Here is a 15652-nt window from a genome sequence, read left to right as displayed (position 1 = left end):
GATACTCGAACGTGATACCGGTATCAGGCCGGGTCAAGGAAGCGTCACGAAAGGAACGTCACCATGCTCGGTTTCAACGAGGAAGAACTGCGTGAGCAGCTCAGCAGTGCGGTCGCCCTCCGCCCGCAGATCGAATCACTCGTCGATCAGCTGCAGAACATCGACAACGTGCTCCTCATCGGCTCCGGAGGCACCTACGCCCAGATGTGGCCCTACGAGTACCTGGCCCGCCGCCACTCCAAGCTCCCCGTGCGCGCCGCCATCTCCCGTGAGCTCATCGAATCGGGCGACGCCTGGCTCGGCACCGGCACGCTCGCGGTCTTCGCCTCGGCATCGGGCACCACCGAGGACGTGCTGCTGGCGATCGACTATGTGAAGAGCAAGGGAGCGACCACGGTCGCGTTCACCGGCATCGGAGACTCCCCGATCGCGCAGAACGTCGATCATGCGCTCGTCTGCGCGCCCAAGACCTGGCCGTTCGATCCGCAGCTGCTGCTCCTCGTGGGCCGCATCATGCACGTTCGGGGCGAATTCGACGGATACCCGTCGCTCGCAGACGAGCTCGTGCACCTGCCCGACGCCGTGATCGAGGCCGCCAAGGCGACGGAGGAGAAGGCCAGGGCATTCGCGGAGGCGCACAAGGACTCCGACTACTACTTCCTCATCGGCGGCGGCCCGCTCTGGGGGCTCACCTACCTCTACTCGATGTGCGTGCTCGAAGAGATGCAGTGGCTCCACACCACGCGCGTGAATGCTGCGGAGTTCTTCCACGGCTCGCTCGAGCTGCTCGAAGAGGACACGCCGGTGCTCATCTTCCAGGGAGAAGACGAGACGCGTCCCCTCACCGATCGCGCCGAGGCATTCGCGAAGCGGATCTCGAAGGACGTCACCGTACTCGACAACCGCGATTATGAACTCGCCGGCTTCAGCCAGGAGAATCGGGCGCTCATCGCGCCGATCGTGCTCGACATCGCCGTCGGGCGCTTCAGCAAGCATCTCGAGCGAGTTCGGGATCACTCGCTCGACCTCCGCCGCTACTACCGCGTCATGGACTACTGACCCGGATTCCCACCCGGGCCTGCGCAGACCTCGCCGCGCAGGCCCGGGTCACCCCTCCCCTCCGTGCGCGACGCCCGTTCCGCACGACTATCGCGCTTGAGAGGAACGCTCAGTGAAGATCCTCGGATTCGGCGACAACATCGTCGACCGCTTTCTCGATCGCCGTCTCGACTACCCAGGCGGCAACGCCGTCAACGTCGCCGTGTACGCTCGTCGCCTGGGCGCGAGCGCCGGGTATCTCGGAGCCTTCGGCGACGATCCCCTCGCACGCTTTCTGCAGGCCGCGCTCTCGAACGCGGGTGTGGACCATTCCCGCTCCATCGTGCGTCACGGCGAGACCGGCATCTCCACCCTGAATGTGATCGACGGCGAGCGCGTCTTCCTCGAATGGAACGACGGCGGCGTCACCGTGCGGGAGCCCATCGATCTGAATGAGGGCCGGTCTGAGTATGCGGCAACCTTCGACCTCGTGCACTCCAGCGTGTATTCGCGCACCGAACCCGAACTTCCGCGTCTGCGCCAGACCCCCGCGCTCGTGAGCTTCGACTTCTCCTCTGAACCGGAGTTTCGCACGAACGCGTACATCTCCCGTGTCGCGCCGCACATCGACCTCGCGCTCGTCTCGTGCTCCGATCAGAGCGTCGCGCAGACGCACCAGTTGCTCGACCGACTGATCTCGGCCGGCGCCGGCATCGCCCTCGCCACTCGCGGCACCGACGGGGCGATCGTGACGGATGGAACGCAGCGCGTCTCGGCGCCCGCCGCCATCATCAGCGATCCGGCGACCATCGTCGACACCATGGGCTGCGGGGACGCGTTCGTGACCGGATTCATGGTGGAGCTGCTCGAACGCGGGTGGAGCCGTCAACACGCGCCGAGCCACGACGCGCTGCGCGCCGGCCTCGACGCCGGGAACGCATCATCACGCGCGCAGTGCTTCGTCGAGTCGGCGTTCGGCGGAGGCCGGGCGATCCCCGACGAGGAACTGCAGCGCTACGCTTCGACCGGCGACGCCGTTCGCAGCGGCCCCTAAACTGGAATCTTCGGCATCGAGGAGGTAGACCGTGGGCAAGCCTCGCCCTTCCGCCCCGACGATTTCAGAAGTCGCAGCCGCCGCCGGCGTCGGGCGGGCCACCGCAGCGCGCACACTGGGCGGGTACGGCTATGTCAGCGCCGAGATGCGAGACCGCGTGCTCGCCGCGGCCGATGCCCTGGGGTATCGCACCAATCAGCTCGCACGAAGCGTCTCCACCGGCGTCAGTCACACGATCGGCGTGGTCGTCGCCGACATCTCGAATCCGTTCTTCGGCGGCGTCGCGCTCGGCATATCCGAGGTGGCGAGCGCGCGCGGGTTCGACGCCCTGGTGCTGAGCACCGCAGAGCACCTCGAAGAAGAGATCAACGCCGTCAACGTACTCGTGGACAAACGGGTCGACGGCATCATCCTGTCCTCCGCGGCGTGCGCCGCCGATTCGACGGCGCACCTCCAGCTGCCGAACGAGCAGGGCATCCCACTCGTGCTCCTCGACCGACTGATCCCGGGGCTCGACCTCGACGCCGTCGTCATCGACAATCGCGCTGCCGCTCGGCATGCGACGACGGAGCTGATCGCGGCGGGACACTCGCGCATCGGCTTCATCTGGGGCCCGCCCGTGCCCGAGCGGATCGAGTACCGTCGAGAGCTCGTCGAGGCCGCTGGCCGCAATCTCTGGTCGGACGGCGAGCGACTCACCGGGTACCTCGACGCCCTCGACGATGCAGCGATTCCGCTCGACCTCGACCACATCATGCTCGGCGAGAAGACGGAGATGAGAGCGTACGAGGCGGTGACCCGCATGCTCGCACTCGATGCAGCGCCCACCGCGTTCTTCTGCACCGAGACCGATGCGCTGACCGGCACTCTGCACGCACTCCGAGATGCCGGCCTCGCGATCCCGAGCCAGGTCTCGATCGTCGGGTTCGATGACAGCTCCTGGGCTGCGGTGATGAACCCTCCGCTCACGATGGTGCGTCAGCCGATGCTCGAACTCGGCCGCCAGGCCGCCGAATTGCTGCTCAGGCGCATCGACTCGGGAGCGGGCGATGCCGAGCCGCCGATGCAGCGCGAGCTCGAGACGGAGTTCATCGAGCGGGAGTCGGTCGCCCCCGCTCCCACGCACAGGTGAACGGCTGAACAGCTGAACAGCTGAACAGCTCGAGGGTCAGCGCGACTATCGCTGGCGCAGCACGGTGAACGATATCTCGCTCCCGCGATGGTAGTCCTTCGCGTGCAGCACGCGGCGCCCGGAGATGCTGAGTCCCACCTCGGTGACCAGCAGCCACGGTCCCATGCCGGAGAGATTGAACTGCGCTTCCCAGTCGGCCGGCAGTTCCACCGCTGAGAGGGTCGCGAGCGCGGTCTGCACGTACTCCCCGTGCGCGGCGAGGGCCGCGGTCAACGAACCGCCCCAGTCCCGATGCTCGATCGGACCGGGGAGGAGCTCTCTGGGTACGATGTTCTCGCTCACCACGAGCGGGCGGTCGTCTCCGAAGCGAATCCTCACGAGCCGGATCACAGGCGCACCGATCTCGACTTCGAGGGCAGCGGCCGCTTCGGCGTCCGCCTCCGTTTCAGAGACGCTCAGCACGGCACTCGTCACGCGGTAGCCGCGTGCGGTGAGCACCTCGGTGATGCTCTCGTACTTCGTCACCGGCCGCTCGACGCGCAGTCCGCCGGAGGCCGAGAGAAAGCGCCCCTGCCCCTGCACCGCGACGACGATGCCGCTCTGCTCGAGCTGACGAAATGCCTCCCGTACCGTGGAGCGGGACGTCTTCAGGCGGTCGGTCAGGGCCGCCTCGGTCGGGAGACGCTCGCCCGGCCGAAGGGCGAGCTCGTCGATGAGCGCGGTGATCTGCGATCGAGTGCGGTCGACGGCACTCTCCCGAGCCCCGCTTCCCGCGGTCGTGTCGGACAAGGCTCCTCCTCTGACAGAACATGCTCGGCGGCCCAGTGGTGAGTCGCGCATCTCCGCTTCAGCTTAACGAGATTGCGCATGGCATGGAGAATGCGGAGCTTGCGCGGATGTTGTTGCACTTCTAGATTAGTTGTCAGACAATTATTGTCATCAACAGACAGGAGCAATGATGCTGAAGTTCGATCCCGAGTCCTATCTCGCCGTGCAGCGCGGAGCCGTCGCGCTCGCCCCCGAGATCCGCACCGCCGTGCGCGCCTGGCTCGACGACGGAGGCAGGAATCTGTTCTTCATGGGTGCAGGTGGAGTGAACTTCCTCATGCTGCCGGCGGCTCGCCTCCTGCAGACCCGATCCACCCTGCCGGTGCACATCGAGATGAGCGCCGAGATCGTGCACTCCGGCAGTGCGCACCTCGGTCCCGGATCACTCGCCGTCTTCCCCTCGGTCTCAGGCACCACGAAGGAGGCGGTGGCCGCGCTTCGATTCGCCCGGTCGCGCGGCGCGACGATCCTGAGCCTCACCTCTCACCCGTCCACCCCGATCGCGGAACTCGCCGACATCGCATTCTCCAACGCCTGCGCCGATCCGACCTCGAGCGAGAACTTCCACCTGCAGTCGCTGCTGCTCGCACTCGCCATCATGGATGCCCGGGGCGAACTCGAAGACTACGACGCCGTCGTGGCAGAGCTGCGCCGACTCCCCGATCTCCTGGTCGCGGCGAAGCAGGCCTTCGAGGCGCGCGCCGAAGCGCTCGCGATCGAGATCGCCGACGAACAGCATCACATCATGACGAGCGCGGGCGGCTCCTGGTTCGAGGCGATGTACTACGGCATGTGCATTCTCGAAGAGATGCAGTGGATCTGGACCCGCCCCGTGCACGCGTCGGACTTCTTCCACGGCACCCTGGAACTTCTGGAATCAGACACGAGCGTGTTCATCCTCAAGGGCGAAGACGAGCAACGACCGTTGACGGATCGAGTCGAGCGCTTCGCACGCACGGTGACCGAACGCGTCAGAGTCATCGACACGCTCGATTTCGAACTCCCCGGACTCAGTCCGCGCGCGCGGGCACTCGTCTCACCGATCGTGCTCGCCGCCGTGCTCGAACGCCTGAGCACGCACTTGGAGCGCGTGCGCGGCCACGACCTCACGATCCGCAGGTACTACAAGAAGGGAGACTTCTGAGCGACACCACCACCCTGCCGAACCCGAGGGTTGCCGCCGCAGCACTCAGCGCACGCAGCCGCAGCAGCCGGTCAGGCGGTCGTCGGCGCCGCCTCGGACTCGACGGGATGGCGCTTTCGCCCGATCTCGTTGAACAGCAGGTTCAGCAGTACCGCGGCGATCGCGGCCGAGCTGATCCCCGAGTGGAAGATCGTGCTGAACCAGGAGGGGAACTGATCGAAGAAGTCGGGTGCGACGACCGGGATGCACCCGATGGCGAGTGATGCCGCGACGATCAAGAAGTTGAAGTTGTTCTCGTACTGCACCTTGCTCAAGGTGCGGATGCCCGACGCGGCGACCGTGCCGAAGAGCAGAATCCCCGCCCCGCCGAGTACGGCCATCGGCAGGGTGGCGACGACGCGGCCGAGCACGGGCAGCAGGCCGAGAACGAGCAGGATCCCGCCTCCCGTCGCGACGACGAATCGGCTTTTCACGCCGGTGATCGCGACGAGCCCGACGTTCTGGGCGAACGCGCTCTGCGTGAACGTGTTGAAGACGGGGGCGACGACGCTCGACAGCATGTCGGCGCGGAGTCCGTCCGCGATGCGACGCGAGTCGACTTTCGATCCCGTGATCTGCCCGACGGCGAGCATGTCGGCCGTCGTCTCGGTGAGGATCACGAGCACGACGATGACCATCGAGATGATTCCGCTGATCTCGAAGACGGGCAGCCCGAAGGCGAAGGGCTGCGGAATCGCGAAGATCGCTCCGTCACCGACCGACGAGAAGTCGGTCTTGCCCGCGATGAAGGCGATGACCGTGCCCAGCACGAGGGCGAGCAGGATCGCCATCCGGTTGATACCGAAGGCTCGCACGCGAGAGAGCACGAGCGCGATGAGCAGCGTGGCCCCGGCGAGCGCGATGTTCCCCACACTGCCGTAGTCGTCGGCGGTCGCCGATCCTCCCATCGCCCAGCGCGCCGCGACGGGAATGAGGGAGATGCCGATCGTGGTGATCACGACGCCGGTGACCACGGGCGGGAAGAACCGCACGATCCTCGCGAAGAAGGGTGCGATCAGGAGGCCGATGGCGGCGGCGCCGAGCACCGCTCCGAACACGGCGGGCATGCCTCCGCCGCCTCCGACGATGGCGACGAGAGTCGCGACCGAGGCGAAGGAGGTGCCCTGCACGAGCGGGAGCTGGCTGCCGAAGAACGGGAGGCCGATGGTCTGCAGGATCGTCGCGAGCCCTCCGATGAAGAGGCAGCTCGCGATGAGCACGCCGATCTCCGTGCTCGACAGGCCCGCGGCGGTGCCGATGATGAGCGGTGGGGCGATGATGCCGCCGTACATGCTCAGCACGTGCTGCATGCCGTGGGCGAGGTTCTTCGTCCAGTGCAGTCGTTCATCCTCGGGACGAGGAGCTCTGCGGGAGGTTCGCGTATTCACAGCCGATGACTCAACTCTCGGTAGAGACTGATGCAGAGACGGAGCCGATGCCGCTTCCTTACCCGTCAGATGGTGACTTACCGCGACAATAGCTTAGAATTTGTGTAAAACACATCCAAGCTTAAAATCTAAGCAATTATCGACAGGACGTGGGTGCGGCATGACAGTGGAATCGCTGCTGCGAACGATGCGCGAAACGGGCAGTCTCACCCAGGTGCTCATGGCGTCCGAACGGCTCTCCGACGCGGCGCGAGACGAGCCGACGTCCGTCGATGCCCTGACCGCGGCGATCGAGGGCGAAGATCAGGCCGTCGCAATCGCGGCATTGCACGCCGTCGCGCACATCGAGCACGACGGGCCCGACCCGCACGGAGCTGCCGGTGCGGCCGACGCGGTACTGGCAGAAGCACTGCGCGATCCTCGAGCGTTCATGCGCACGCACGCAGCCTGGGGCGCCGCGCGGCGGCGCCCGCACCTCCCCTCCATCGCCCCGCTCGTCGCCCTGCTGACTGCGGGAGGTCTGGACGGCATGCTCGCTCAACGAGCGCTGGAGGCCTGGCGCACCGACGCGAGCGACGCCATCGTCGACCATCTGGCCGTCGCACTCCAGACGCAATCGGACGCACCCGTGCGGCGCCGGTTGACGGAAACCCTCGGGCTCATGAGCGGCCCGAGCGCGATCGCAGCACTCGAGAGCATCGCACTCGATACCGACGAGGCCGACGCAGTGCGCGAAGCCGCACGAGACGCGTTTGACGACGCCCGACGAGGCGACGCCGCACCCCGCGCAACCACACCCGTGGACCCGGGCGCGGACGAAGCGCTGACCGTCGCCCAGCTCTTCCTCGGCGCCGACATCGACTCCGGCCTGCGCACCGTGGGGAGCGGCAACAACGGGGGCATCGCCACACTCCTGGTCCGGCTCGGCGATGCCCTCCTGGCCGGCAGCGATGCGGGTGCAGAAGCGCACTCCGAGAGCCCCGCCATCGGCCGTGTACTCACGATCTCCCGAGGCAGTGACGCGGCGGCCGACGGCGACGCGAAGGCCGCCCCGGGCGGTCACGCCTACTCGCAGATCGGGCTCCCCGTCGCCGTCACGCGCGCCGAAGACGCCTGGTCGAACTACGTCGCCGCGCGACGCGGCATCGCCCGGGCACTGGCCGCGCAGAGCACCGTCCACGCGATCCACCTGCGCATGGCCGACGTGGGAACGCTCGCGGCATGGGATGTCGCTCGTGCAGCCGGGATACCGGTGATCTTCACCGCTGCGCCCGATCCGCACGCCCTCATCGAATCACTGGAGCTCGCAGGCGCCCTCACCCGCGAGAACTTCGGAGATCACGACGCGCAGGATCGCTACTGGTTCCGCGCACAACTCGTCCGAGAGCTCGCGGAAGCCGCCGCGCACACCGTGCTCATGCCGCGCGAGCACCTGCAAGCCGACCTGCAGCGTCTCGTCGGAATCGACATCGACGACCCCGCACAGTACACGCCCGTCGCCGAGGGGATCGACGTGTCCGTCATCGACGCCGCCGTCGCCGAGGCCCGCGCAGCCGCGGCGGGTGCGCCTGCCGGCACCGCACTGCGGGAGCTCACCGGCCTGCTCGAGGAGCTTCCGCCGCACCGCCGCGGCCTCCCACTCCTCATCAGTGTGGGGCGCCTGCACCGCGTCAAGGGCATGTCGACGATCGTCGACGCCTGGGCCGACCCCGCACTGCAGGAGCGCTGCAACCTGCTGATCGTGGGAGGCAACCTCGCGCGTCCATCAGCCGACGAAGCCGACCAGCTCGCGCTGATCGACGCCGTGGTGGACCCGCAGGCGCGTGCAGCGCGCGGCCTGCTCATCGTTGGGCACCGCCCGAATCAGGTCGCCGCCCAGTGGATCGCCGCCGCCCGCTTCGGCATTCCGGGACTCGCAGCGCCGCACGGCGTGTACGTCTGCGGCAGCATGAAGGAGGAATTCGGTCTGGCGATCCTCGAGGCCATGGCCGCAGGGCTCTTCGTCATCGCCCCGCGCCGCGGCGGCCCGGCGACCTACATCGAGCCGAGACGCACCGGGATCCTCACTGACACGACGGACGCCGGGAGCCTGCGAGCCGCGATCGTGGAGGGACTCGGCCTGGCTGCGGAGCGCCCCGACGATCGCGCCGCCGCATCGCGCACGCTCGTATCCGACCGATTCTCCATTCACACGATGGCCCGCACGCTCGCGGGCATCTACGCAACAGCTCATCGACGTCGCACTGCTGCTGGGCTCCCCAGAGACTTGGAAACGAACGCATGACCCTCCTCATCATCAGTCCCGACTACGCATCGCACCTGTACCCCTTGGCAGCCATCGGCCAGGCCTGGCGGGATCACGGGCACCGCGTCGTCGTCACCACAGGCCCGGCGACGGCGCCCATCGTGCGGTCATTCGACTACGAGCACGTGCCGCTGAGTCTCGGCAAGGGATCCAACCCCGGAACGATTCGCGCCGAGCAGCAGCCGAAAGGTGAGGACGACGTGCTGCGCGGCTTCTTCGATGCGACCCGCGCCGGGATGATCGAGACGCTCGCCTTCCAGGCGCGTGCGCGGCTGCACGACCTCATGTGGCAGCCCGTCCGAACCGCGCGCCGTGTGCTCGACATCGTCGCGGAGGTGCAGCCCGACGAGATCGTGGTGGATCACCTCGCATTCAGCGCGCGACTCGCCCTGCGATCGGCCGGCATCGACTCCATCGACATGGTGCTGGGGCACCCGACGGCGCTGCCGCTGCCCGCGTTTGGCGAGCTCTACGGATACCCGTCGGCGTGGCCTCGGGCGTTCTCGCCGAGCGATCACCAGCTCGACGAGCTGCGCGAACTCTGCTCCCGTGTCAGCGCGTCGTTCACCGCTGAGTGGAACCACGCGCTCGCGGAATTGGATCCTGCACTGCCCCCCTCGCGCGAGGCGTTCGCCGAGCACGGCGACTTCTTGGTCTTCAACTATCCGGCAGAGCTCGTGCCCGAGGAGCGCCGCGAGATACTGCCGCCGCACACCTTCATCGGCTCGTCACTGCGACCAGAACAGCCCGACGCCGCAGTGCAGCGTTGGCTCGATGCGAGCGCCGAGCCCTTCGTGTACGTGAGCTTCGGCAGCTTCCTGTCGGTGCGGAGCGACGTCCTGCGGAAGATCGTCGAAGCACTGCGCCTGCTCGGCGTGCGGGCGGCGATCGCCCACGGCTCGTCGGATGTCGACTCACTCGGGGAGCTGCCCGCCGACTGGCTCGTGCAGGAGTTCCTGCCGCAGGTGACGCTGCTCGAACGCGCGGCAGGCGCGGTGTCGCACGGCGGCAACAACAGCGTGACCGAGGCCCTCTCGTTCGGTACTCCGCTCGTGGTGCTCCCCTTCTCCACCGACCAGTTCGCCGGCGCCGAAGCACTCGAGCGGGCCGGGCTCGCCGAGGTGCTCGCACCGAACGAGGCGACCGTGCCCGAGCTGCAAGAGGCGATCGCGTCGATGCTCGCGCGGCGTCCGCCGCGTCGCATGCTCCCCGAGGCGCTTGCCGATAGCCGCCGCAGCGCCGAGGCGGCGTACGGCGCGCGCCAGGTGGTGCGCGCCTAGCGACGTCGTGGCGCCCAGCGACCGTTCAGCCCAGGAGATAGATCCAGACATTCTCCGCGCCCTGCTCCACTGGCTCGACGGCGCGAACAGCAAGAGCTGACGGTGAGGAGGTGACGGTCAGGCGCTGACCGTCAGGAGTACCCGCTGCCAACCGCTCGACCCGTCGGGGGCAATCGGCGTGCGCTCCTCGGTCTGGGTCTCGCCGTTCTTGTTGATGGCCCGCACCTCGACGTAATGGGTTCCGGCGGTGGCCTCCCACGGCATCATCCACTGCACCCACGTGTCGGAGTTGATGGGATTCGAGAGGGTGGCGGACTGCCAGTCGCCGTCGTCGATTCGCACCTCGACGCGATCGATGCCGACGGTCTGGGCCCACGCGACGCCCGCAACGGCGACTGTGCCCGCCACGACCGGCTTACCGGTACGAGGCGTGTCGATGCGCGAGGCGAACTTGATGGGCGCTTGCGCGGCGTATCCGCGAGGTGTCCAGTACGCCTCGTCGGCGTCGAACGTCGTGACTTTCAACTCGGTGACCCACTTGGTCGCCGAGACGTAGCCGTACAGGCCGGGCACGACCATGCGCACGGGGAAGCCGTGCTCAAGGGGCAGCGGCTCGCCGTTCATCGCGACAGCGAAGATCGCGTCGAGCCCGTCGTCGGTGAGCGATTCGAGTGGAGTGGATGCCGTGTAGCCGTCGACGCTGCGCGAGAGCACCATGTCGGCTCCTGCTTGAGGCCCCGCCATCTTCAGGATGTCGCGGATGGGGACGCCCTGCCAGATCGCGTTGCCGACGAGCCCGCCGCCGACCTCGTTCGAGACGCACGTGAGCGTGACCGAATACTCGTCGAGCCCCATGCCGACGAGATCGTCGAAACTCAGCTCCACCCGCTCGCGGACCATCCCGTCGATCACGAGCCGCCATGTGGTGGGATCGACCGCGGGCACCGTCAAAGCCGTGTCGACGCGGTAGAAGTCGGCGTTGGGGGTGATGAGGGGTGACAGACCATCAACCTCGAACTCGGCACCTTGAGGGATCGTGACGGTCGTCCGCGGCTCGGGCAGCCGCAACTCGCGGCGGGCGGCGTCAATGGAGGCGCTCGTGGCGTTGAGCATGCGAGCCCCGATCCCGACCACCACGGCCGACAGGCCCACAGCGCCAGTGACGATCAAGAACGACCGGCGGCCGACCTCGCGCGCTGCGGGTGTCTCGGCGTCAGGCGGCCCGGTCCGAGCCGCGGAACCCGCGACAACGTCACCCGACCACACGCGCAGCCGGGTAATGAGCAGGATGAGCACGGCGCAGCCGACTAGGGTTCCCAGGACCGGCGGGGCGGCAGCGAGCACCGATGCACCGGAACGTGTGACGGTCGCGGCAGTCGAGAGCGCTCCGGCGATGACGAGGACGACGAGCCCGAACGGGCGCGCGAAGAACTGCAGGATGCCGCCGATCGCGGCGGCGAGGGTGACCGCCAGGCCGAGACTGCAGAGCAGCACGACCTTGTCGGCTTCGCCGAAGGTCGCGATTGCGAACTCTTTGATGGGTTGCGGCACGATGTCGATCACGAACGACCCGACCGCGAGGATCGGGCTGCTCTCAGGGGCGACGAGCAGAGTGACGAGTTCGGCGACGGCGAGGAACGCCGCAGCGCTCACAATGCCGGCGAGCGCGCTCCAAAGGGCCCAGACCCAGCGGCGGTTCTTCGACTTGGTCGTTGGTGCGGTCGATTTCGCCATCGTCGTCGCCTCTCGATCGGCAGATCATTTTTGCCCTGCACAGTGTGTTCGTCGCCGAGCACGCAACGGATGGAATTTCCGCCGCGCACGTTGTTCCAAGAACGCACCGACCAGGCGAGAGGGGACGCTGCGCGGTACACCCTCGCCGTGACGGCACGTTCTCAGCGTCGGATGTCGCTCGGACTCCAGATGCTGCTCACGAGCCGATACCCGCGCGTACCCAACGACGTCGACCATCTGATGCCCTCTTCGTGAGCATCCCAGACCACTTTTTCGATGCCTTGGACGCCGCCATCGCGGAGTAGTCCCTGAAGCGAGAATCCCCCCGACCGGAACTCGGTCGGGGGGATTCACTGGTGGCGGAGGGTAGGGGATTTGAACCCCTGACTGGGGGTTACCCAGTGCTTGTTTTCAAGACAAGTTCCTTCGGCCGCTCGGACAACCCTCCGCGAACGAGCTTAGCAAACGGGGCGCGGCCCGAATGACGGCGAAGCGCGCCGCGAGCTACCGGATCACGGGGAAGCGATCGCGCAGCGCGGTGAGCAGACCGACCTCGTCGATCGTGCCGGTGACGCGACTGGCGACTGCCCGCACATCGTCGACGGCCTGGCCCATGGCGACCGCGTCACCGCGCTTCGCCGCCCACTGCAGCATCTCGATGTCGTTGCGCCCGTCACCCGCCGCGAAGACGCGCGATCCGTCGATCCCCAGGTGCGAGGCGACGACCTCGAGCGCGCTCGCCTTGGTGACCCCGTGGGGGGCGATGTCGAGCCACGACGTGCTGCCGACCGCGTACGACACGTGTGTCAGCCCGAGCGTGTTCACCACGTCGAGGAACTCCTCGAGCCGATGGTCGGGCGAGACGACGACGACGCGCGACGCCTGCACGCCGAGCAGCTGCTCGAACGGCACCCGCCGCTGTCGCGACGGCAGCGTGCCCGTGGGGATGTCGTCGGTGTACAGGAATCCGCCGTCTGCGAGTTCCACCGCGAAACGCGCCGTCACGAGCTGCGTGCGGATCTTCCGCAGGGCATCGCTCGGGTCGAAGGCTTCGACGAACTCGCGTCGGTACGCCCGGTGGGCGAGCGGGTCGCGACGCAGCGTCACCGCGCCGTTCGCCGAGACCACCCACTCGGGGCGGATCCCGAGCCGCTCCACGATGGGCAGCGTCGCGTCGACCGAGCGCCCGGTCGCGATGACGACCTCATGCCCTATCTCATGGAGGGCGAGGATCGCGTCGGCCAGGTCGGGGTCGATGTGGCCGCCGGCGGAATCGTCCCCAGCGCCCGCGCCGAACCCGTGGTTGAGCACGGTCCCGTCGATGTCGAGCGCGATGAGGTGCCGTTCATCGGCGGAGATGCGAGGCGCGGCACTCATCGGCTCACACCCCCGCGATCGGTGTGAGCACGTCGAGTCCGCCGAGGTACGGGCGGAGCGCCTCCGGCACGATGACGCTGCCGTCGGCCTGCTGGTGCGTTTCGAGGATCGCGACGATCCATCGCGTGGTGGCGAGCGTGCCGTTCAGCGTCGCCACCGCAGCGGTCTTGCCGCTTTCCGTGCGGTAGCGGGTCGACAGCCGGCGCGACTGGTACGTGGTGCAGTTGCTCGTCGAGGTGAGCTCCCGGTACGCGTCTTGCGTCGGCACCCAGGCCTCGATGTCGAACTTGCGCGCAGCGCTCGAGCCGAGATCACCTGCGGCGACGTCGATCACGCGGTAGTGCAGGCCGAGTGCCTGGAGGATCTCCTCCTGCCAGCCCACGAGCCGATCATGCTCAGCTTCCGCCTCTGCGGGGTCGGCGTAGACGAACATCTCCAGCTTGTTGAACTGATGCACGCGCAGGATCCCGCGCGTATCCTTGCCGTGCGAACCGGCCTCACTGCGGTAGCACGTCGACCACCCGGCGTAGCGGATCGGGCTGGCAGAGACGTCGATGATCTCGTCGGAGTGGTAGCCGGCCAGTGCAACCTCGCTGGTGCCGGTGAGGTACAGATCCTGCGCGGGAAGGTGGTACACCTCGTCCGCGTGCTCCCCCAGGAATCCGGTGCCCTGCATGATCTCGGGCTTGACCAGCGTCGGGGTGATGAGCGGCGTGAATCCGTGCTGCAGGGCGCGATCGAGGGCCATGTTCATGAGCGCCAGTTCGAGCCGTGCGCCGACGCCGCGCAAGAAGTAGAAGCGCGCGCCCGACACCTTGGCGCCGCGCTCCATGTCGATCGCCCCGAGCATCTCGCCCAGTTCGAGGTGGTCGCGCGGTGCGAAGTCGAAGGTCGGCTGCTCGCCCACCTCGCGCAGCGTGACGAAGTTCTCCTCGCCGCCCGCCGGCACGCCGTCGATGACCAGGTTCTCGATGCGCAGCGAGATCGCGTCGAATTCGGCTTCCGCCGCCTTCGCGCGGGCGTCGGCCGCCTTGACCGAAGCGGCGAGCTGCTGGGCCTGCTGAATCAGTGCTGGCTTCTCGTCTTTCGAGGCCGCCTTCACGCGCTTGCCGAACTCGTTCTGCTCGGCGCGCAGCGTCTCGAACTCTCCGAGCGCGGCTCGGCGACTCGCGTCGGCGGCGAGCGCCTCATCTACCACCGCCTCGTCGTTTCCTCGAGCGCGCTGCGAGCGCTTCACGGCTTCGGGATCGTTGCGGAGGAGGACTGGATCGATCACGCGCTCCAGCTTACCCGCGCCCAGCATCAGAACTGCTGCCCGCCGTTACGCTGGACGCATGCCAGATACCCGCTCGCACCACCTTCCGTGGGCGGCGGTCGTGTATCAGCCGTTCAAGACCGACCTCTCGGCACTGCGAGCGGCCGTCGCGCAGCAGGAGCAGGCCTCCGGGTGGGGTGCAGCCCGGTGGTACGAGACCAGCGCGGAGGATGCGGGCGTCTCGGCGGCTCGCCGCGCGGTCGACGACGGCGCGAATGTCGTGCTCGCGAGCGGCGGCGACGGAACGATTCGGGCAGTGGCCGAGGCGCTCAGGGGCAGCGGGGTTCCGGTCGCCGTCGTCCCGCAGGGCACGGGCAACCTGCTCGCGAGGAATCTCGGCGCCCCGCTGAATCGCCTCGACGATGTCGTGCGTGCCGCGTTCACCGGGCGCAACCGACCGATCGACCTCGGCATCGTGCGCATCGTGCGAGAGGACGAGTCGGAGAGCGAGCACGTCTTCCTGGTGCTCGCCGGGATGGGCCTCGACGCGCGGGCCATCTCGGCGACGAAGTCAACGTTGAAGAAGCGGCTCGGGTGGCTGGCCTACGTCGACGCCGGCGTGCGCACCATGATCTCCGACCGACCGCTGCAGATCCACTACTCCATCGACCGTTCGCCGGTGCGGCCGTTGTCGGTCTACACGGTGATGATCGGCAACTGCGGGTTGATGCCGGGAGGCGTGCTGCTGATCCCCGACGCCCAGCTCGACGACGGCAAGCTCGACGTCGTCGCCCTCCACCCGCTCGGCGCGTTCTCGTGGTTGCGCATCTGGCGCAAGATCGGATGGGAGAACGGGGTGCTGCGCCGCTCGCGCACGGGGCGGAAGATCATCGATCTCGTGCGCGACACGCGGAGCGTCTCGTACATGCGCGCCGAACGCTATGCGCTCGCGGTGGCGGAGCCGGAGCCCGTGCAGCTCGACGGCGACGATTTCGGGTTCGCGCTCACCGTGAGCGGAGAGGTGGACCCGGGATCGCTCATCGTGCGCGTGCTTCCCGAGTGGCAGGCGCGCGCGTAG

At 67.8% G+C, this 15652-nt stretch carries 12 protein-coding genes and 1 tRNA gene; 7 read left to right on the top strand and 6 right to left on the bottom strand.

From position 1 onward, the window contains the following. Positions 1-63 precede the first annotated feature (63 nt). The 3 genes from ABFX18_RS10070 (at position 64) to ABFX18_RS10060 (ending at position 3224) form a co-directional block, all read left to right on the top strand. Positions 64-1059, top strand: coding sequence for an SIS domain-containing protein (locus ABFX18_RS10070; protein ID WP_090152394.1), 996 nt, complete (start codon positions 64-66; stop codon positions 1057-1059). 112 nt (positions 1060-1171) lie between these two features. Then, positions 1172-2092 (top strand): PfkB family carbohydrate kinase, encoded by a 921-nt coding sequence (locus ABFX18_RS10065; protein ID WP_346058235.1) that lies wholly within the window; start codon positions 1172-1174, stop codon positions 2090-2092. 31 nt (positions 2093-2123) lie between these two features. Continuing rightward, positions 2124-3224 (top strand): LacI family DNA-binding transcriptional regulator, encoded by a 1101-nt coding sequence (locus ABFX18_RS10060; protein WP_346058234.1) that lies wholly within the window; start codon positions 2124-2126, stop codon positions 3222-3224. A gap of 45 nt (positions 3225-3269) precedes the next feature. Here the strand turns inward: ABFX18_RS10060 and ABFX18_RS10055 are convergent, their stop codons facing one another. Next, positions 3270-4013, bottom strand: coding sequence for a GntR family transcriptional regulator (locus ABFX18_RS10055; RefSeq protein WP_346058233.1), 744 nt, complete (start codon positions 4011-4013; stop codon positions 3270-3272). A 169-nt stretch (positions 4014-4182) separates the two neighbouring features. Between ABFX18_RS10055 and ABFX18_RS10050 the strand changes: the two genes are divergently transcribed. Beyond that, complete coding sequence (locus tag ABFX18_RS10050; protein ID WP_346058232.1) at positions 4183-5196, top strand: SIS domain-containing protein; 1014 nt, start codon at positions 4183-4185, stop codon at positions 5194-5196. Between the two features lie 71 nt (positions 5197-5267). Here ABFX18_RS10050 and ABFX18_RS10045 read toward each other — a convergent pair whose 3' ends face one another. Beyond that, positions 5268-6623 (bottom strand): nucleobase:cation symporter-2 family protein, encoded by a 1356-nt coding sequence (locus ABFX18_RS10045; RefSeq protein ID WP_428833660.1) that lies wholly within the window; start codon positions 6621-6623, stop codon positions 5268-5270. 160 nt (positions 6624-6783) lie between these two features. Between ABFX18_RS10045 and ABFX18_RS10040 the strand changes: the two genes are divergently transcribed. Together ABFX18_RS10040 and ABFX18_RS10035 are read left to right on the top strand one after the other, a co-directional pair. Continuing rightward, entirely contained in the window at positions 6784-8907 is a 2124-nt protein-coding gene (locus ABFX18_RS10040; RefSeq protein WP_346058231.1) for a glycosyltransferase, read from the top strand. Beyond that, on the top strand, positions 8904-10208 hold the full coding sequence (locus ABFX18_RS10035; RefSeq protein WP_346058230.1) for a glycosyltransferase: 1305 nt from the start codon (positions 8904-8906) through the stop codon (positions 10206-10208). The genes ABFX18_RS10040 and ABFX18_RS10035 overlap by 4 nt, the downstream gene beginning before the upstream one ends. A gap of 117 nt (positions 10209-10325) precedes the next feature. Here the strand turns inward: ABFX18_RS10035 and ABFX18_RS10030 are convergent, their stop codons facing one another. The 4 genes from ABFX18_RS10030 to serS all read right to left on the bottom strand — a co-directional run bounded on the left by ABFX18_RS10030 (position 10326) and on the right by serS (position 14595). After that, positions 10326-11942, bottom strand: coding sequence for a molybdopterin-dependent oxidoreductase (locus tag ABFX18_RS10030; protein WP_346058229.1), 1617 nt, complete (start codon positions 11940-11942; stop codon positions 10326-10328). 357 nt (positions 11943-12299) lie between these two features. Next, positions 12300-12390: transfer RNA gene (locus ABFX18_RS10025), tRNA-Ser, on the bottom strand. Positions 12391-12446: 56 nt separating this feature from the next. Further along, the gene (locus tag ABFX18_RS10020; protein WP_346058228.1) at positions 12447-13319 is read right to left on the bottom strand and encodes an HAD family hydrolase; all 873 of its coding nucleotides are present in this window, start codon (positions 13317-13319) and stop codon (positions 12447-12449) included. 4 nt (positions 13320-13323) lie between these two features. After that, positions 13324-14595: a serine--tRNA ligase gene (serS, locus tag ABFX18_RS10015; RefSeq protein ID WP_211649235.1), complete on the bottom strand. Its 1272-nt coding sequence runs from the start codon at positions 14593-14595 to the stop codon at positions 13324-13326. Between the two features lie 58 nt (positions 14596-14653). On the opposite strand from serS, the gene ABFX18_RS10010 reads away from it, so the two are divergent. Continuing rightward, complete coding sequence (locus ABFX18_RS10010) at positions 14654-15652, top strand: diacylglycerol/lipid kinase family protein (protein WP_346058227.1); 999 nt, start codon at positions 14654-14656, stop codon at positions 15650-15652.

It is taken from the genome of Leucobacter alluvii, from assembly GCF_039530485.1.
GTDB classification, from domain to species: domain Bacteria; phylum Actinomycetota; class Actinomycetes; order Actinomycetales; family Microbacteriaceae; genus Leucobacter; species Leucobacter alluvii.
This window is presented reverse-complemented; position numbering and strand designations above follow the sequence as displayed.

Coding starts and splice junctions, on each gene's coding strand:
- ABFX18_RS10070 (WP_090152394.1), top strand. CDS start 64: ATGCTCGGTTTCAACGAGGAAGAACTGCGTGAGCAGCTCAGCAGTGCG.
- ABFX18_RS10050 (WP_346058232.1), top strand. CDS start 4,183: ATGCTGAAGTTCGATCCCGAGTCCTATCTCGCCGTGCAGCGCGGAGCC.
- ABFX18_RS10040 (WP_346058231.1), top strand. CDS start 6,784: ATGACAGTGGAATCGCTGCTGCGAACGATGCGCGAAACGGGCAGTCTC.
- ABFX18_RS10035 (WP_346058230.1), top strand. CDS start 8,904: ATGACCCTCCTCATCATCAGTCCCGACTACGCATCGCACCTGTACCCC.
- ABFX18_RS10030 (WP_346058229.1), bottom strand. CDS start 11,942: ATGGCGAAATCGACCGCACCAACGACCAAGTCGAAGAACCGCCGCTGG.
- ABFX18_RS10020 (WP_346058228.1), bottom strand. CDS start 13,319: ATGAGTGCCGCGCCTCGCATCTCCGCCGATGAACGGCACCTCATCGCG.
- ABFX18_RS10010 (WP_346058227.1), top strand. CDS start 14,654: ATGCCAGATACCCGCTCGCACCACCTTCCGTGGGCGGCGGTCGTGTAT.